The following is an 18,343-nucleotide window of genomic DNA, read 5'->3' on the forward strand; positions in this document are numbered from 1 at the left end:
GATATGAAAATTTCGCATAACAAATACGCGAGCCTGTACGGGCCAACCACTGGTGACCGCGTGCGTCTTGCTGATACATCGCTCATTATTGAAGTGGAAAAAGACTACACCAGTTACGGTGACGAAGCCGTATTTGGCGGTGGCAAGGTCATTCGTGAAGGCATGGGAATGAATCCCTTGCTGACTCGAGACGAAGGCGTCCCGGATCTGGTGCTAACCAATGCCTTGATTCTTGATAGTACCGGTATTTATAAGGCCGATATCGGTGTACGGGGATATCGGTGTACGGGATGGTAAAATTTTCGCCATCGGCAAGGCTGGTAATGACCTTGTGATGGCGGGAGTCACTTTTCCAATCGGTATCTCCACTGAAATCATTTCGGCGGAAGGGAAAATCGTTACTGCTGGGGGTATTGACAGTCATGTGCACTTTATTACACCGGCACAGATTAGAACCGCAGCCGAGAGCGGCGTGACCACCATGCTTGGTGGTGGAACTGGACCCGCAGAAGGGACTAACGCAACGACTGATACACCAGGCGCGTGGAATATTGAGCGGATGTTGCAGGCCGCTGAAGGATTGCCAATGAATCTTGGCTTTCTTGGCAAGGGGCAGGGCGCAAACCTTGCGACTATGGCCGAACAAATTGAGGCCGGGGCAATTGGCTTAAAAGTCCACGAAGACTGGGGTGCCACCTATACTGCTATCGATAACGCGTTAAAGGTTGCCGATGAGTACGATGTCCAAGTGGCCTTGCATACCGATACCCTTAATGAGGGTGGTTTCGTTGAGCATACCATCGATGCAATCGGTGGCCGGACCATTCATACCTACCATACTGAAGGTGCTGGTGGCGGTCATGCACCCGATATCATTCGAGTTGCAGGCGAGCCAAACATTTTGCCTTCATCAACAAGTCCGACCATGCCGTTTACCGCGGATACACTGGACGAACATTTGGATATGCTGATGGCGACCCACCATCTGAATCCAGCAGTGCCGGAAGATGTTGCCTTTGCTGATTCTCGGATTCGTGAAGAAACGATTGCGGCGGAAGACGTTCTGCAGGATATGGGCATTATCAGTATGATGAGTTCGGATTCTCAAGCGATGGGTCGCGTCGGTGAGGTCATTATGCGGACTTGGCAAACTGCTAGCAAAATGAAATTGCAAAAGGGCGCTCTTCCAGAAGACGAGGGCCACGATAACGATAATTTCCGAGTCAAACGGTATGTGTCCAAATACACGATTAATCCGGCTAGGACGCATGGTATCAGCGATTATGTTGGTTCCGTCGAAGTGGGTAAAATTGCGGATCTCGTTTTATGGGACCCGGCCTTCTTCGGAGTGAAACCTGACAAGGTCGTGAAAGGCGGCATTATTGGACTGAGTCTCATGGGTGATGCCAACGCGTCAATTCCGTTACCTGAACCTGTTCGGTACCGCCATATGTTCGGCTCGATTGGTAGCGCTCTGCAACGGACTTCAGTGTCATTTGTTTCTCAAAGTGCCCTTGATAACGGGATTCAAGCCAGGTATGGGTTGAAAAAGGACCTGCTACCAGTCAAAAACATTCGAAAATTAACTAAAAAGGATATGCAATTTAATGATTTGACACCACATATTGAAGTGGACCCACAGACGTATGTGGTAACTGTTGACGGCACGCCGGTTACTTGTGAAGCTGCCGAGGAACTGCCACTAGCCCAAAAATACTTTCTCTTTTAAAGGAGCGTTACGATGTTAGTTGAAAAAATAATTGATCATATTGATTTGCCTGCCGCGGATGATGGCAAAGTTGAAACGGTCATGGTTGCCAATGAAGATCTGGCCAAACGTCTGCACCATTTGCAAACGAAGGATGCAACAGAAGTGGCTGTGCACTTACCGGAGGGACAGCACCTTCATGTCGGCGATGTGTTGTATCAAGACGACCAGCGCACCATTGTGGTTGATGTTTTACCCGAAGATGTGCTGATTATTGAACCGGGTACCATTAAAAACATGGGTATTATTGCTCACGAACTAGGAAATCGGCACTTGCCGGCGCAATTTACGGATACTGAAATGATCGTTCAGTATGACTACTTGGTCGAACAATTGTTGCAAAACCGGCACTTGCTATACAAACACACGGCACTTAAGTTGAGCAAACCATTCCTGCACGTTGGTCATCATCATGACTATTGATCGGCAACTGTTCTTACACCAGCTTTGTGACACACAGTTTCCAACCGGGGCTTTTAGTCAGTCGTTTGGATTCGAATATGATGTGAATAATGACAAAATTAAAACGGCAGCAGACTTTGGCAAATGGCTCAAGGTCTACCTGAATCAGCAGCTTGTTTATTGCGAAGGGTTGGCCAGCCGTTTGATTTACGAGGCGCCAGAAGAGAAGTTTGAATCTACATTGATCAGCTGGTCGGATGCCCTATACGCGCAAATTGTTCCGGAAGAGATTCGTTACGGGAACAGTCAAATGGGCAAGCAGTTCTTGAAACTTGTCTGCCAGTTAGTGCCTGACGCGGGTTTACAGACGTATCGATCCCTTGTCCAGGATAAAACGATACTGCCGCATCCGGCCATTGTGTTTGGCCTGACCTGCAAAGCTCTCGATTTTTCGGTGGCGGACATGCTGCGAAACTACTACTACATGTCACTATATAATCTTGTTCAAAATGCCGTTCGTGGAATTCCTATCGGACAGACCAGCGGGCAAAAGTTAATTTTGAGTCTGCACGGGACAATTAGCGACGCAATGGCCACAACACTGAGTTTGAATGCGACCGATTTTGGCCGTACTTCGCCCGGTTTAGAAATTGCTCAGATGAAGCACCATTTCTTATATTCACGTAGTTTTATGTCTTAATTGAAGGGAAGCAATTCTATGACAGATACAATTAAAATTGGTATTGGCGGCCCGGTTGGTTCTGGTAAAACGCTGCTGCAACGCATTGCTGAACAAATGGCTGATGAAGTCAGCATGGCCGTCGTGACGAATGATATCTACACAAAGGAAGATGAACGCTACCTCAAGAGCACTGGTGTATTGCCTGATGATCGTATTATCGGCATCGAAACCGGTGGCTGTCCACATACTGCTATTCGAGAGGATATTTCCATGAACGCAGCTGCAATCGATGACTACAAAGAGAAGTTTCCCGACCTGCAACTCGTTTTTGTTGAAAGCGGTGGTGATAATTTAGCTGCCACTTTTAGCCCCGAATTGGTTGATTTGTCGATTTACATCATCGATGTTGCTCAAGGTGAAAAAATTCCGCGCAAGGGTGGTCAAGGTATGATCAAGAGTGATTTCTTCATCATTAATAAAACCGACCTCGCACCGTATGTTGGTGCCAACCTTGACGTGATGTTATCTGACACAAAGAAGTTCCGTGGGAGTGTCAAGCCAACGGCTTTTACTAACCTCAAAACGGGTGAAGGCTTGGATGTCGTTTTAGATTGGATCAAAAAGGCCGCTTTTCTCGAGGTGTAATTGCCAATGATAAAATCGACACCTAAAACAACTGGAACGTTAAAGTTGTCAGTTGTGCGTCGCGACCACCAAACAGTGCCTGACAATGTTTTTTTTCAAGGCGCTTTTAAGTTGATGCGACCGCAATATTTGGACAGTACTGGGCAAGTGATGTACTGCCTTCTTAACCCTGGCGGTGGATACCTTGATGGTGATCGATACCACTTGGAAGTTACTGTCGGTGCGAATGCGGACCTTTACTTGACCGCACAGTCAGCCACAAAGATTTATAAGACACCTGATGATTGCGTCCGGCAGGTAAACAAGCTAACTGTGGGTGAAAATGGAATTTTAGAATTCACGGCTGATCCAGTGATTGCGTTTGAAAATGCAACTTATTTTCAGGAACAAACAATCGATCTGACGCCGAGCAGTTCGCTGTTTATTACTGATATGGTAACTCCCGGGTGGTCCAGAGATGGCAAAGGATTTCAATACAACTCGGTGACACTTAAAACACAGATTTCAATAAACGGACACATTCGCGTCATTGACAACCTGGTGTTGAATCCAGCCGAATTAGCAGTTCAGTCGATGGGCATGCTCGAAACGCACACTCACTATGCTGGCGTGTACCTGATTGACCCACGTATTAAGACCGAAACGGAAGAAACTTTGGCGCAGCTGCTCAGCGAACGCTTTCCAGAGACGGCAGTAGGTGTTTCACAATTAGCGATACCTGGACTGGCAATCCGAATTTTGGGCGAACATACCCAAGAAGTTAAGGCAGTTGCTGATGCATGCCAGTATTTCTTTCGACGTCAGATTCTTAAACGGGACAACGAGTTATTCCAAAAGTATTAAGTGCGTACAACAAACTGATTAAAAAATTGGAGCAGAAATGGACTATTACCTAAAATCCATGTTGGGATTTTGTGGCAGAGTCCGTTTCTGCTCCAGTCTTTAGTTTGTGGTGCTTGTTTCGCGTGTACCTACTCGGGTGCCTAAACAGATTTTTGACATTCAAATGTTTGACTAATCGTAGGCAGGAGCGTGGGATTAAGGGTATTGCCCCCCAAAAACCAGACCCCCAGACTAATAGACTGAATTGATTTTTGCCCGGAGTGCCTGAAACGGTACACAGTAGCCGTCTGTTACATGTTTTGACTAAATTAATCAGACTCAGAGGCGGTCCAATTTTGATGTTATTTACTGACGGATGATTTCTTTTGATCAAGCTATTGTCGAGAGGATTGGTTTTTTAGTTTCGGCAATGACACCACGATGCCCGTTACCAAAACACAGACAACCAGAAAGAAGCCAAAGACCTCTCGGCTCCCCATGGTCGTTTGTGCCACTGTACCCAAATGCGGGTGGTTGGTGGTTGTCATAGCTAAAATGGTCGACGCAATTGCGGTCCCTAATGATCCGGCGTATTGCTGTAACGTGTTAAACGTTGCGTTGCCGTCCGCAATTTTCGGGCCAGCCAATTGTTGTAAGCCAAAGGTCATCGAGGTGTTGAAGATGAAACTAAAGCCGAACATGTAAATGGCGTAGAACACCACCAGCATCCAAACGGTCAAGTGGGTGGCGAACCCAAACATGAGCCCCGTCCCAAGTAGGAGAAAAACGCTGCCGATGCTGAAGGGCAGTTTGGCTGACGTGTTATCCAATAACTTACCAGTAAACGGCTGCACAACCGCTGACAGCAGGCTTCCCGTCAGTAATAGCAGTCCCGCCACCGTTGTGTTTTGATGAAGCGCCAACTGGGCAAAATTAGGGATAATAAATGTAAACCCAATTTGCACGAACTGAATCGCAAAATAAATCAGTAACGCTCTGGTGAATAGTCCGGATTTGAAAATGTGCACGTCAATCAGCGGATGCGGTGCACGGCTAGCCAACCAAGCAAACACTGCTAAGCAAACGATGCCTAATACTAGATACCCATAACATGCTGGCGATGTTAACCCGACGCTGCCGGCGTTGTTTACGCCAAGGGTTAAGCCAATTAATCCGAATAGGACCAGTAAAAATTGACCCAATGGGAAACCAACTTGCTGGGTTGGATGTGCCTGTTCGACTGTCACCACAGCTAAGAGGCAACTGAGGATACCAAGTGGTAATATGATCCAGAAAATCAGCTGCCACCCCAAAGCCTGTGTCACAATGCCACCATAGGTCGGTCCCAACGAGGGCGCCAGAGCGATCGCCATTCCGCCAGTCCCCATGTAGCGGCCTTGCAGATTAAGCGGTACCTGTTGCATGATGATGGCAAACAACATTGGCATGGCAAGCCCTGTACTGAAGCCTTGGATGATGCGTCCAATCAAAAGCGCGGTTAGTGATGATGCCGAGCCGCAGATGCAGACGCCGATTACAAATAAAATCCCTGCCGTCAGCAAAAGGTTACGTGCTTTAAAGCGGCGTTGCGCAAAGGCCGTCACCGTCATCGTTGCGGCCACAGCCAGCAGATAGGCGGTTGTCACCCACTGAACGTTGTTGAGCGACTGGTGAAACTGTTTCATTAACGTTGGAAACGTCACGTTGAGCGACGTTTCTACTAAAACCCCACAAAACGCGAGTCCCGCTGTGCCGATAATCGATAATTTGGTTTTGGTCGAAACCGCTGCCGTTTTTTGCATACTAAAAAGCCTCCAGGTTCGAAGCACCAGCATTGCCCGTAAACGATGGGCAACACCTTGACTTTCACTAGAACCGGAGACATCTTCATTTATGAGTAATAAACTACAATTCACATCTTCTGTGGGAAAAACAAGTCCAAAACGATTGGGTTTGGTGCTTCAGTTTTTTCTTACACTGTTTATTATATGGGAAAACGGGTTAAATTTCCAAGAAAATATCGTTCAAAACATGCGTTAAGTCCGTTCACTATTTTTGGGGTTCGAATTAGCCTCCTATGGTGACAACATTCAGTGTACAATTGGATAGGACCAGTATTTTGCCTAGAATGCTGGCCAATTATTTTATAATGGGGTTGTTTTGAATGAAAACATATCAAGTAAAGATTGCACTTATAACAAGCACCGTAATTGGGGTGGGATTACTTTTTGCACCGCAAACTGTCGAGGCGTCCTATTATAACGTTGGACAAATTCATAACTACACACCGAAGCGCTATCGAGGAACTTGGTATGCTTATGTAGATGGCCAGTACACGAAGACTTACATTAACAAATATTCTGTTACGCAAACTTTTAAGGGCCATCACACTACGATGTTTAAGAGTAGTTGGTCGGGCTATCGGAAATTAGCTGTCGCCAGAATTCGCGGGACAAAAGCGTATACGTTTAATGCACTAGCACGGTATGGGTACCAAACGGATCGTGGTTGGCGCCTTACCTATCGCACTATTGCCGGTAAAAAATACCGTGTTCTCCGTGATTATGGCGCAATGAGATCATATGCGGATCTATTTAAAAAGCCGATTCATCATGCGTATGTCAAAGAATAGGGATTCGTTGCATCCTATTCAATAAAATATCTAGTTGTTATCCTTGGTTTGCAGTAAGCTAATAGCAATGAGTCATATTTCTAACCTATATCAAAGGAGAAAACATCATGACGATTACCCCTATTCAGGCGGCTGTTATCGGCTGCGGTTCTATCAGCGATATCTACCTGACCAATTTAACTCAAAAATTCAAGGCCGTTAAAGTGGTCGCATGTAACGACCATAATCAAAATAAAATGACAGAAAAAGCAGAAAAGTATCACATTAAACCAATGTCGTTTGATGATATTTTGGCTGATTCAACGATTCAAATGATCATTAATCTGACAAATCCTAAGTCGCACTATGAAGTCATCAAGGCAGCGCTCGAACATGGCAAACATGTTTTTTCTGAAAAAATGATTGCCGTTGATTTGGCAGACGGTCAGGCGCTGTGTAATCTCGCTACTGAACACCATGTTCGGTTAGGGGTTGCCCCTGATACTTTTTTAGGCGGCAGTATTCAGACGGCTGGGTACATCCTCAAAAATCATTTAATTGGTACGCCCCAGTCAGTAGTGGTCTCCCTTGAGCGTAATTTTAATATTTTTGGCGATATTTTCCCACACTTAAACCAAAAAGGCGGCACCATGCCATTTGATACTGGTTGTTATTATCTTCAAGCATTAGCGAGCCTGTTAGGCCCAGCCACGCGGGTCAGCGCTTTTGGTAAACGTTATCGCGCCGACCGCGTAAGCCCTCGGGTCGATAAGCCGTGGTTTGGGAAAACAGTTCAGGTAGAAGATGACAACATTTTGACCGCCATTATCGAGTACGCCAACGGAGTGTTGTGCACGGTTCATTTTAATTCCGAATCCATCATTAACGAGCGTAAACATCTGGAAATTTATGGTAGTGACGGGATTCTAACTCTGGGTGATCCCAACGAATTCGGGTCACCAGTCTACTTGGAAAAGCCAATGTCAGAAGCAACACAATTTCCATTTACGCACGGATTTCAGCAAAATTCACGCGGTGTTGGCGCTGCCGAGATGGCTTGGTCGATTATCAAAAACCGGCCACAGCGGGCAAGCATGGAAATGGCCTACCATGTTTTTGAACTGATTCATGGAATGTACAAAAGTGTTCAGACAGGGAACACATATGCGCTTAAATCAACGTTTAATCAGCCTGAACTACTACCAGAAGGCTTCATTGACAATGGCTTCTGGGGGCCGACTGAGGAAAGCGCGCTGGTTTAAGGCATGGCTGTGACGAGTAGATAACGTTTCTTTAGAACTATGACACAAAGGATTCGCCACTCGACTTTAAATTTTGGGGGTATTTGCCTGATGAACTTAAACGAAAAATTTGATTACATGGCAACCGGTCAACCGTATGATGATTTGGATACAACACTTGTTGACTTAAGAGAAACGGCAACGCAAACAACACAACAACTTAACAATGCTGCGACCACGCAAGAACGGGCAACTTTGTTTTCAAAATTTGTCGGGTCTGCGGGTGCTGATCCAATAGTGGCGCCAAATTTCCGTTGCGAATTTGGTCGCAATATCAGCATCGGAGACCATTTTTACGCGAACTACGATTGTGTGATGCTCGATGGTGCACCCATCAGCATTGGCAATCACGTACTATTCGGTCCAAAAGTAGGCCTTTACACCAGTAACCATCTTTTTGACCCAATTGAGCGTCGGACGGGTGGTTGTATTGCCAAACCCATCAGCGTTGGTGATGATGTATGGCTTGCTGCCAATGTGACAGTCCTGCCAGGTGTGACGATTGGCCGCAACACAATCATTGGTGCGGGGAGTGTTGTCACTCATGATATTCCAAGCGGTGTGATTGCTGCCGGGAACCCATGCCAGATTTTACGGAAAATAACCGTTGAAGATCGGACCGGATTTAATGGTCGGGATTATTCTGCAAATTAAAAAAGGGTGTGTCGGCAGCTTTGAACTGTCAACACGTCCTTTTTTAGAATTCAGATTTACTTTGATTCGTCATTAACACTTTCCAAAGCTGATTGAGATTCATGATTCGTTCCTTGTGCTTCGATTTCTTCCAAAGTATGCCCACGTGTTTCGGGTACCCGGAAACGAACAAACAGAACGCCTAACAGGCAGATAACTCCGAAAATGGCGAAGACGGCTTGTTGTGACATGGAAGCGGTCATGATCGGGAAGAGCAAACCGACTGCCCATGAACCGATCCAGTTGAATGAAGAGGCCACGCCGGATGCACGACCACGAATGGCCAACGGGAACATTTCACCGGTAATGACCCAGGTGAGTGGTGCCCATGTGCAAGAGTAGCCAGCAACGTAGATGCAGAGGAAGACGACAATTAGCATTGGGTTTGTGTTCGGCAGCAACCAGTTGACAATGGCTGGTAAGATGAATGAGAAGCCCATTGTAATCCCACCGATGATCAGCAGTGTGCGCCGGTTGATCTTATCAGCGATGACCAAGAAGACGAGGGAGCCAATGAATAAAATGACTCCCTGAATGATTGGCCACATCAATGCTGAACTAGCTGAAGTGCCGGTTGCTTTTTCAACGATCAGTGGGATGTAGTAGAAGATAGCGTTTGCACCTTGAAATTGCTGAAAGGCGGCAATGCCGACACCCGCAATGACGAGGTAGCGGTACTTTTTACTGATCAATGTACTCATTGAAGTCGACTTTGTAGCGGATGCTTCTTGTTTGGCAGTGGATTGAATGGTATCCATTTCAGCATCAACATTCTGCCCGCTTCGAAGACTTGAAAGGACTTGTCTCGCTTGGTCAGGATGGCCGGTTTTAATCAAAAACCGGGGAGATTCAGGCAGCCGTAAAACCCCTAAGAAGAGGATGACTGCGGGCACGGCGGCTAACCCTAACATGACGCGCCATGCCATTTGGTTTGGCAAGCCTTTTAGGACGTAATCCATGATGTAAGACAGCAGCATCCCTGAAACGATCATTGTCTGGTTCAAGCCGGATAAACGCCCCCGCAGATGAGCCGGTGCCATTTCTGACATGTAGGCGGGGACTAGCGCAGAGGCAGCACCAACGCCTAAACCAAGAAAAATGCGGACAATAATCAAGAAAATTGAGCCGTCATTCGGTGCTGCAGCGGATAATAGTGAACCGGCAGCGAAGATGATTGCTGAGTAGAGTATTAACTTCCGACGGCCTAATCGGTCTGATAACTGACCTGCAAGCGCGCCACCGAAGATGGCACCAAACATGACTGCAGAAGTGATCAGTCCGGTAACCGTTGCGTTAGTCAGATGCCAATCCGTTTCCAAAAATGGCAACGCACCAGTCATGACGCCAATATCGTACCCAAATAAAATACCACCGAATGATCCAAAAAAGTACACGAACCAACTCGGAATTCTCTTTCCCTGAGTCAAAATAAAGCCTCCTAAAAAACGTTTTCATTATATTGTGAGCGCTACCAACGATGATTAAAAAAATGAATTGCTACGATTTAGGTTTTAAATCATTAACAGCGTATACAGTACTCTACAATATTCATACGTATAAATCAAGGGAGCGTTTTATTTATGAGATAAAAATGGTATCGCTATCACTGAACTATTATTGCAAAAATATTGTTTTGCAAGCGGATACATTGCCAAATACTTAGTGATTGCGTTTTCACAACAGATTGTGAAAAAGAAAGAGAATTGAATAGTTATTCGATAAATTATTTTTTGGAAGTTTTTTGTCTTGTATTTAGCGCAATTTCGTATCAATCAGTTGTTGAATCAATGAAGAAGTGCTACATTCAACAGTTGTTGACTGGACAAAATGATCGCAAAAACAGTGTTAATTCTATGATGGATCGTTAGAATCAACACTTATTGATGTGACAATTGAATTAAATATTTGATTTATATTGAGTGGCGTTAATCTTCATTTTTGTTCTCAATTCGTCCGCGCCGCTTGTCCCACGCCCGCTTCCCATAGAAAACGGCGTAGCACAGGGCAATAAACGGAATCATATAGAACAGGGCTGGCCGTTGAGTCGGATCAAACACAATCAGGACGCATGACAGTAAGCTCATAATAAAGGCAGCCCAGGGAATAACCGGATACCAAGGCGTTTTAAACTTCAACTCGGAAACGGTATGACCGTCCTTTAGCCACTGCTTACGGAAATTGATCTCCGACAGGGCAATGGCCATCCAGACAATGACCACGGCTAATCCGGAAATAGAAACGAGCACGAGGTACACCGTGGAGGCGGCGACCACGCTTGAAGCCAGAGCTAAAATGCCGCCGACCATGCTGAGACACAGGGCTAGCATTGGGATGCCATGGCGATTTGTTTTGGCGACCTTTAACGGGATGGTGCCCTCATTGGCCAACGACCACAGCATTCGTGTCGACGCGTACAAACCAGAGTTTGCTGCCGACAAAATCGCGGTCAGGACCACAAAGTTCATCAGGTCACCCGCAAATGGCAGGCCGATACTGTTGAATACCAGCACGAACGGACTTTCACTGACACCCGCTTTTTGCCAAGGAATCAGCGATGCCATGACCGTGATGCTGCCGATAAAGAAAATGATCAGCCGCGCCAAGGTAGTGTGGATGGCACGCGGTAATGTCGTTTCAGGATTTTTGGTTTCGCCCGCCGTGACCCCAATGAGTTCGGTGCCAGAGAAGGCAAAATTGACGGTCAGCATGGTGGTAAACACCGCTTTGAAGCCGTTGGGAAATAGCCCGTCCTTGAACAGGTTATTGAACATCGGTGCGTGCTGATAACCCTTCATATGGATGACGCCAAACATCGCGCAGGCACCCAGGATAATGAATACGATAATCGCGATGACTTTTATACTGGAAAACCAAAATTCCGTATTAGCAAAAAATTTTACTGAGGCTGCGTTGGAGACAAAGATGACGATCATAAACAGTGCACTCCAGATCCACGTCGGTGAATGGGGAAACCACTTTGTCATAATCAAGCCAGCGGCCGTAAACTCCGAGCCCAAGGCAACCGTCCAGGTCAGCCAGTACAAAATAGCCACCGTAAACCCGGTTCCGTGACCGATGTAGCGGTCAGCATAAACGTGGAATGAGCCGGTTTCTGGCATCGCCACCGACAGTTCACCTAAACACAACATCACAAGATAAACAACGACAGCACCGATTCCGTATGCTAAAATAGTGCCAACGGGGCCAGCTTGATGAATCGTGTAACCGGAGCTCAAAAACAGCCCGGTACCGATCACCCCACCCAGTGAGATCATAAATAAATGCCGGGACGTCATTTTCCGTTCCAGCTTGGTGTCGCTTTTTTCCAAAATCTTTTTCCTCCGTTCAATTGAAGAACAACTTGAATTAGAATATCATTAAAAAACAATGAATTGCAAGTGTTACATATAATGAGGGGTATTTTTATTATGAATAACGACTTACTAAAAAATTGGCTCGAAAAACAGGCCAGTCTGGTGCTCGATGGCGCCATGGCGACCGAACTTGAAAAACGTGGTGTGGATACGGATAATGACTTGTGGTCGGCAATGGCACTAGTGCACAGCCCAGAATCAATCGTCGACGTTCACCGCAGTTACTTTGAAGCCGGGGCGAACATTGCCATCACTGACAGTTACCAGGCCAATGTGCCAGCGTTTCTAAAGGCTGGGCTGACGGCCGAACAAAGCGGTAAGATGATTTTTGATTCCGTTAAACTGGCGCAAAAGGCTCGTGATGCCTATGCCGAGACACTGGAAGACTCTGTCCGTCAGGCAACGCCACTGCTCATTGCCGGCAGTATCGGGCCCTATGGCGCTTATTTGGCCGATGGGAGTGAGTACACAGGCGACTATGATCTGAGTGCTGATGAGTATAAATCTTTCCACCGTGCTCGGATGCAACTCTTGGAAGAAGCCGGCATTGATCTGTTTGCCTTTGAAACGCAACCAAAATTTGAAGAGACAAAAGCGCTGGCCAATCTTTTAAGCAGCGAGTTTGCCGGTATTCCTGCCTGGCTCTCATTTAGTGTCAGCGACAAAGCTGAACTGTGCGACGGCACACCACTGACGGAAGCGGTCGACTACTTTAACCAGTACGCAAATATCGTGGCCGTTGGTGTGAACTGTACCTCAATGGATAACATCGAGGGATTGGTCAAGGTCATCAACAGTGTAACCGACAAGCCAATCGTCGTTTATCCAAACAATGGTGATACCTACGATCCAAAATCGAAAACTTGGCAAACAAATCCGCATGCGAAGTCATTCAGTGAACTTGTTCCTAAGTGGCAGGCTGCTGGGGCTTCAATGATCGGCGGTTGCTGTCGGACGACGCCTGATGATATCAGGGAAGTTGCTGCTGCAATTAAAAAATAACGATTTCAGGGTAAGCGACGATTGTTTGTCGCTGTTCGTTCTCCGACCAGCACGCACACTTGGCAGCACTATTATTGATTAACAACGAATTACCGCGGATGCTTTTAATCTGCTGGATTTACCAGCTGCGTTTTAACGTCACAGTTAGGATGCTTGCTTGTTGGCGATTTATCTGATGAAAGCTTAGCGTTGATTATGGTTGGCTTTATGAGTCTGTATCTGAAATGGTTCAGCAGTTGGATTGTCGTTTTGCTCAATCAAACAACGAACAGCACAAATGGCGACTCTGTTCCCAAAATATAAACGCCCCTAGCTAACAATCCAATTCAGGATATTTAGCTAGGGGCGTTAATATGGCCATGAAGCAGCCTTTTTGAACGGTTAAGTCTGGATAACAAATATGCACTAAAATGACATTCTTGATATTATTATTGGATGCAGGAGCTTGTAATCCAGCCTTGGTTCCTACGATTAATCAAGGAGTAAAATTCACGCACGCGAACCGAGCGACAATGAACTTCCCAAGGCTGAAAAACGTTTTTACTAAGGCCTTAAAACGCTTTGTGGTGCGCGCTTTTCAACACTTAAAATTAAGAATGTGCGCGATGATAAGCTTTGATCCGCCGCAAATGGCGCTGAATCCGGTATTCGGACACCACGTGCCAGAATTTATTTGCACGACAGGGTTTGTGTGTTTCTATCTGCTGCCAATAGCCAATGTCGGCATCAATCTGTTGCTTATTGAGCCACGAGTAATCATGTTGCAAGTAGGTCCGCACATTTTCTCGCGTGTCGTTTGGCCAGTAGCCGTGGTCAATAAACTGACTGCGGGTGGGCGTTAAGACGATGGCCTCATCTTCGTCTTGCTGATAGATTTTGGTCACGTAACCGACGCCATAGGGTGGTAAGGTATCGTCTTTGGTGCCTTTAGGTTTGGCAAATATGTATGGTGCGAGCGGGATCACAATGAGACCGTGCAATAAATGCCGCTGACCTGCAACATCAAGGTTCAAAGCGTGTTGTAAATCGCCTGAGAGGCGGTAAGCGATGATTTGCCCATCCGTTCGTTCAATTGTGGCACACCAGAGTTTTTCGGGCATTGTGAGGCCTCCCTTTTTGATAAATGATAGCGCTACCATTCCTAACTTTATGCTAGTCACACGAAGAAAGCAAGCAGATTTTTAAGATTGTCGCAATTTAGAAATGTGGGTCTGAATTGTCATTATTGCCGATTTTGGTTCATTTGACAAGGGTTAAAAATAATTTATCGAATAACTTTTTCACCGATAAAGGTTGATACACGGCGATTTTTCATTATAATTGGCCTGGTATCAGGTTGGTAACCGCTTGCATCCGTATAAAAAATGCGTCACAATGAGACAAACAATTAACAGTGAGTGACACTGTTTAAGATGAAGGGAATCCAACCATGAACAAACAACTTAAATTTAATCGTGACTTCTACAAAGACATCCAGTTTTGGTTAGGCTTAGCTGTTCTGATCGTCGGTGCTGGCAGTATGGTCAGCGAACACGCGACTAACATCTATTTCTGGCTGAATATCGCAATGGTCATTTTAGGTGCAGTCACCGTTGTCGATGATTTGATTCTGCACCGTAAGCCAGCAAAAAACTAGTTTTAATTACAACTATTTAGTGAAAAATAAACGTCAGTGAATCAAGTTGATCAATCTAAGAGTGTCTTTTTCTTGGTGCATCCAGAAAGAGGCGCTCTTTTTTGCCAATCAGCTTTGAAAAATAAATTCACAAATTTTAAATTTATTGGGCTTAGACCAAATAAATTTGCTATACTTGAAACCATACGTTAATCGACCTACAACTATAAAATCGCATTCGGCAACAGACTTAGGGGACCGCCGGACGCAACTGGAGTTAAGAGAATGCAAGCAAAATATGAAATCGTGGAGGACGGTGTTAAGGAAAAAATCCTTGCAGGTACCTACGCTATCGGAGATAAACTGCCGACTGAAACAGAATTGATGAATGAGTATAACGTCAGTCGCTATACTGTCCGCCGTGCCATTGGCGATCTGGAAAATGAGGATTTCGTTTACCGGATACAAGGGGGCGGGATGTACGTCAACGACTGGCAAACAGCCCAAGCTAATAAAAACAACTCAAACCGGATGATTGGCGTGATTGCGACCCACATTGCTAACTATATTTTTCCAAGTATTATTAGCGGAGCGGATCAGATTATTTCCGATAACGGGTTTTCAATTTTATTAGCCAACACTCACAACGACCCAAAGCTCGAACGGCGGTCACTGACCACGATGCTCCAGAGCAACGTGGCTGGCCTGATCATTGAACCGACGCAAAGTACGATTCCAACGTCTAATCGGGACCTCTACGATAAAATAGCCGAGCTGGGACTGCCTGTGGTGTTTATCAATGCCACTTACGATCTGCCGGAACTGAGTGCGCCCTCTGTCACGACCAACGATGAAGGGGCCATGGCTAAACTGACCAATTACCTGATTGACCAGGGCCACGAACGGATTCTCGGGGTGTTCCAAGTAGACGACGTACAGGGAGTCAACCGGATGAATGGATTTATCAAGGCGTACCAAGAACACGCTGCGATTGCACTTAAGTCCAACATCATCATGTATCAGTCAATGGACCCAATCAAACAGATCCTCGCTAAGATCGAACACGCTGTGAAATCCAATTCTCGACCGACCGCCATCGTCTGCTACAACGACCAATTAGCTATCCGCGTCATTGATATGGTTAAATCGCTGAATCTTAGCATTCCGGATGATATTTCGATTACCGGTTTCGATGACTATAATGTGGTCCGCTACATTGACCCAGCCATCACCACAATGAGCCACGAAAAGGAACGGATGGGTCATGATGCTGCGCAACTGCTGATCAATTTAATCAGTAAGAAACCAGCCAAGTCCATCGTTTATGATCCCGAGATGATCGTGCGCAATTCCGTTAAAAAAATCAATTAATAATGAGATACTCTTGAGCCTTGGGACAGTTGCTGTCGCGAGGCTTTTTGTTTAGCAAAATTTAATTTGCGATTCAGCGAGGCTGAAACACCAGTACACCAAGGTTTCAAATCAATTGGGTACAACTGAGTGTCCGTATAAATACGAAATGTGTTGATTTATTAGTATAAATATAATAAAATTCAAGTTGTAAGCGATTAATGTATTAATAAATTTAACCCACGAGCTGTTATCTGGAGGAATCAGACATGGAAACGAGCCAGATTAAAGAAAAAATTTTAAACGGACAAATTTCGTTGGGGATTGAACTTGGATCCACCCGGGTAAAGGCTGTGCTGGTCACAGACGATTTCAACACCGTGGCTTCCGGCGACTATACCTGGGAAAACGAATTAGTCAACAACATTTGGACCTACTCAGTGGATCACATCTGGGAAGGTATCCATACCAGTTACGCACAAATGGCAAGGGATGTGCAGGACACTTACGGCGTTAAACTGACCAAGATCGGATCAATCGGCGTCAGTGCCATGATGCACGGCTACATGCCATTTGATAAGGAAGGCAACCTGTTGGTACCATTCCGAACATGGCGCAACAACATTACTGAGCAGGCGGCCGATGAACTGACCAAACTGTTCGATTTCAACATTCCGCAACGGTGGAGCGTGGCGCACCTTTACCAGGCCATTCTCAATCAGGAAGACCACGTGAAGGATATCGACTATATCACCACCTTGGCCGGGTACGTCCATTGGAAGCTATCGGGCGAAAAAGTCTTGGGTATCGGTGATGCATCAGGCGTCTTCCCAATCGATGATGCGACGCAGGATTACGACACCAAGATGATTGACCAGTTCAATCAGCAACGCGGCGTTCGCCAATATCTGTGGAACCTGAAAGCCATTTTGCCAGAAATTAAGTTGGCTGGCGAAACGGCTGGGACGTTGACTGCTGATGGGGCCAAGTTATTGGATCCATCCGGTGATTTGCAATCCGGTTCTCTGATGGCACCACCTGAGGGTGATGCCGGGACCGGGATGGTTTCTACGAATGCTGTTCGTAAACGAACCGGGAACATCTCTGCTGGAACGTCAGCCTTCTCCATGGTGGTCTTGGACCAGCCGATGGCTAACGTTCACCGCGATATTGACATGGTCACCACACCAGATGGCGCACCAGTTGCCATGGTGCACACCAACAACTGTTCATCAGACATTAATGCCTGGGTTGGCTTGTTCGGTGAATTTGCTAAGGAGATCGGCGTTGACCTCAAGCCAAACGACTTGTACGGGGCGCTGTTTAATAGCACGACTCGTGCCGATGCCAACGCTGGTGACCTGCTGAGTTATGCGTACCTCTCAGGTGAAAACATCACCAAAATGCCCGAGGGTCGGCCAATGTTTGTCCGGACACCCAACAGCAAATTCAGCCTGCCAAACTTCATGAAGACACATTTGTACTCTGCCTTCGCGCCACTGAAGATCGGTAACGATATTTTGGCAAACGAAGAACATATCAAAGCGGATGTCTTCATCGCGCAAGGGGGCTTGTTCAAGACACCAAAAATCGGCCAACAAGTGTTAGCCGATGCCTTGGACACACCGATCACCGTCATGAGTAACGCCGGCGAGGGTGGACCTTGGGGCATGGCTGTTCTGGGGTTGTACACCTTGGCTAAAGCTACTGAACCAGACGTTGAAGACCTGGCTGATTTCTTGGATCACAAGGTATTTGCCAACCCTGAATCGACCACGGTTGACCCTGATCCAGCTGGTGTCAAAGGTTGCAACGAATTCATCGAGGCCTACAAGAAAGGCTTGAACGTTGAATTGGCAGCGACTAAATCAATTGATCTTTAATTAAAGGAGCACTGAATAAATGCTAGAAGATTTAAAACAAGAAGTTTACGAAGCCAACATGCAGCTTCCTAAATTAGGTCTCGTGACCTTTACCTGGGGCAACGTTTCCGGAATTGACCGTGAAAAGGGTCTGTTTGTCATCAAGCCTTCCGGTGTCGACTATGACGCCTTAAAGCCAGAAGACTTGGTTGTTGT

Annotated in this window: 16 protein-coding genes and 1 pseudogene; 13 read left to right on the forward strand and 4 right to left on the reverse strand. The window is 46.2% G+C overall.

All coding sequences use genetic code 11. From position 1 onward, the window contains the following. Window positions 1-3: 3 nt before the first annotated feature. The 5 genes and pseudogenes from ureC (at window position 4) to FC82_RS05100 (ending at window position 4,340) form a co-directional block, all read left to right on the forward strand. Window positions 4-1,729: pseudogene (gene ureC, locus FC82_RS05080) on the forward strand (urease subunit alpha). Between the two features lie 12 nt (window positions 1,730-1,741). Beyond that, window positions 1,742-2,191, forward strand: coding sequence for an urease accessory protein UreE (locus tag FC82_RS05085; protein ID WP_056996386.1), 450 nt, complete (start codon window positions 1,742-1,744; stop codon window positions 2,189-2,191). Next, window positions 2,181-2,870 carry an urease accessory protein UreF gene (locus FC82_RS05090; RefSeq protein ID WP_054759484.1) on the forward strand — a complete coding sequence of 230 codons (690 nt, stop codon included), beginning with the start codon at window positions 2,181-2,183 and terminating at the stop codon, window positions 2,868-2,870. The genes FC82_RS05085 and FC82_RS05090 overlap by 11 nt, the downstream gene beginning before the upstream one ends. Window positions 2,871-2,888: 18 nt before the next feature. Then, entirely contained in the window at window positions 2,889-3,497 is a 609-nt protein-coding gene (gene ureG / locus FC82_RS05095; RefSeq protein WP_056996387.1) for an urease accessory protein UreG, read from the forward strand. 6 nt (window positions 3,498-3,503) lie between these two features. Further along, window positions 3,504-4,340 (forward strand): urease accessory protein UreD, encoded by an 837-nt coding sequence (locus FC82_RS05100; protein ID WP_056996388.1) that lies wholly within the window; start codon window positions 3,504-3,506, stop codon window positions 4,338-4,340. A gap of 374 nt (window positions 4,341-4,714) precedes the next feature. Here FC82_RS05100 and FC82_RS05105 read toward each other — a convergent pair whose 3' ends face one another. Then, the gene (locus FC82_RS05105) at window positions 4,715-6,121 is read right to left on the reverse strand and encodes a DHA2 family efflux MFS transporter permease subunit (protein ID WP_056996389.1); all 1,407 of its coding nucleotides are present in this window, start codon (window positions 6,119-6,121) and stop codon (window positions 4,715-4,717) included. Window positions 6,122-6,534: 413 nt separating this feature from the next. On the opposite strand from FC82_RS05105, the gene FC82_RS05110 reads away from it, so the two are divergent. The 3 genes from FC82_RS05110 (at window position 6,535) to FC82_RS05120 (ending at window position 8,885) form a co-directional block, all read left to right on the forward strand. Beyond that, entirely contained in the window at window positions 6,535-6,951 is a 417-nt protein-coding gene (locus tag FC82_RS05110; RefSeq protein ID WP_054759549.1) for a hypothetical protein, read from the forward strand. 107 nt (window positions 6,952-7,058) lie between these two features. Continuing rightward, window positions 7,059-8,192 (forward strand): Gfo/Idh/MocA family protein, encoded by a 1,134-nt coding sequence (locus tag FC82_RS05115; RefSeq protein WP_054759488.1) that lies wholly within the window; start codon window positions 7,059-7,061, stop codon window positions 8,190-8,192. A gap of 90 nt (window positions 8,193-8,282) precedes the next feature. Beyond that, a complete protein-coding gene (locus FC82_RS05120) occupies window positions 8,283-8,885 on the forward strand; it encodes a sugar O-acetyltransferase (protein WP_054759490.1) in 603 nt (200 codons plus the stop codon). Window positions 8,886-8,941: 56 nt separating this feature from the next. Here FC82_RS05120 and FC82_RS05125 read toward each other — a convergent pair whose 3' ends face one another. Then, on the reverse strand, window positions 8,942-10,351 hold the full coding sequence (locus FC82_RS05125; protein WP_056996390.1) for a sugar porter family MFS transporter: 1,410 nt from the start codon (window positions 10,349-10,351) through the stop codon (window positions 8,942-8,944). A gap of 498 nt (window positions 10,352-10,849) precedes the next feature. After that, entirely contained in the window at window positions 10,850-12,220 is a 1,371-nt protein-coding gene (locus FC82_RS05130) for an amino acid permease (protein ID WP_056996397.1), read from the reverse strand. A gap of 132 nt (window positions 12,221-12,352) precedes the next feature. Here FC82_RS05130 and mmuM point away from each other — a divergent pair, with 132 nt between their 5' ends. Continuing rightward, window positions 12,353-13,300, forward strand: coding sequence for a homocysteine S-methyltransferase (gene mmuM / locus FC82_RS05135; protein WP_056996391.1), 948 nt, complete (start codon window positions 12,353-12,355; stop codon window positions 13,298-13,300). Between the two features lie 590 nt (window positions 13,301-13,890). Here the strand turns inward: mmuM and FC82_RS05140 are convergent. Further along, on the reverse strand, window positions 13,891-14,400 hold the full coding sequence (locus FC82_RS05140; protein WP_054759492.1) for a DUF7679 family protein: 510 nt from the start codon (window positions 14,398-14,400) through the stop codon (window positions 13,891-13,893). Window positions 14,401-14,729: 329 nt separating this feature from the next. Between FC82_RS05140 and FC82_RS05145 the strand changes: the two genes are divergently transcribed. The 4 genes from FC82_RS05145 to FC82_RS05160 all read left to right on the forward strand — a co-directional run. Then, a complete protein-coding gene (locus FC82_RS05145) occupies window positions 14,730-14,936 on the forward strand; it encodes a hypothetical protein (RefSeq protein ID WP_056996392.1) in 207 nt (68 codons plus the stop codon). Between the two features lie 264 nt (window positions 14,937-15,200). Continuing rightward, window positions 15,201-16,286, forward strand: coding sequence for a GntR family transcriptional regulator (locus FC82_RS05150; protein WP_054759497.1), 1,086 nt, complete (start codon window positions 15,201-15,203; stop codon window positions 16,284-16,286). Between the two features lie 248 nt (window positions 16,287-16,534). After that, the gene (locus FC82_RS05155; protein WP_056996393.1) at window positions 16,535-18,148 is read left to right on the forward strand and encodes a xylulokinase; all 1,614 of its coding nucleotides are present in this window, start codon (window positions 16,535-16,537) and stop codon (window positions 18,146-18,148) included. 19 nt (window positions 18,149-18,167) lie between these two features. Next, window positions 18,168-18,343: class II aldolase/adducin family protein (locus tag FC82_RS05160; RefSeq protein WP_191982793.1), on the forward strand; the 176-nt coding region annotated here is incomplete at its 3' end.

This window comes from Secundilactobacillus collinoides DSM 20515 = JCM 1123, assembly GCF_001435975.1.
GTDB lineage: Bacteria > Bacillota > Bacilli > Lactobacillales > Lactobacillaceae > Secundilactobacillus > Secundilactobacillus collinoides.

Bases quoted from the DNA above. Each gene is read 5' to 3' on its own strand.
- FC82_RS05085 (WP_056996386.1), top strand. From the start codon at position 1,742: ATGTTAGTTGAAAAAATAATTGATCATATTGATTTGCCTGCCGCGGAT.
- FC82_RS05090 (WP_054759484.1), top strand. From the start codon at position 2,181: ATGACTATTGATCGGCAACTGTTCTTACACCAGCTTTGTGACACACAG.
- ureG (WP_056996387.1), top strand. From the start codon at position 2,889: ATGACAGATACAATTAAAATTGGTATTGGCGGCCCGGTTGGTTCTGGT.
- FC82_RS05100 (WP_056996388.1), top strand. From the start codon at position 3,504: ATGATAAAATCGACACCTAAAACAACTGGAACGTTAAAGTTGTCAGTT.
- FC82_RS05105 (WP_056996389.1), bottom strand. From the start codon at position 6,121: ATGCAAAAAACGGCAGCGGTTTCGACCAAAACCAAATTATCGATTATC.
- FC82_RS05115 (WP_054759488.1), top strand. From the start codon at position 7,059: ATGACGATTACCCCTATTCAGGCGGCTGTTATCGGCTGCGGTTCTATC.
- FC82_RS05120 (WP_054759490.1), top strand. From the start codon at position 8,283: ATGAACTTAAACGAAAAATTTGATTACATGGCAACCGGTCAACCGTAT.
- FC82_RS05130 (WP_056996397.1), bottom strand. From the start codon at position 12,220: ATGACGTCCCGGCATTTATTTATGATCTCACTGGGTGGGGTGATCGGT.
- mmuM (WP_056996391.1), top strand. From the start codon at position 12,353: ATGAATAACGACTTACTAAAAAATTGGCTCGAAAAACAGGCCAGTCTG.
- FC82_RS05140 (WP_054759492.1), bottom strand. From the start codon at position 14,400: ATGCCCGAAAAACTCTGGTGTGCCACAATTGAACGAACGGATGGGCAA.
- FC82_RS05145 (WP_056996392.1), top strand. From the start codon at position 14,730: ATGAACAAACAACTTAAATTTAATCGTGACTTCTACAAAGACATCCAG.
- FC82_RS05150 (WP_054759497.1), top strand. From the start codon at position 15,201: ATGCAAGCAAAATATGAAATCGTGGAGGACGGTGTTAAGGAAAAAATC.
- FC82_RS05155 (WP_056996393.1), top strand. From the start codon at position 16,535: ATGGAAACGAGCCAGATTAAAGAAAAAATTTTAAACGGACAAATTTCG.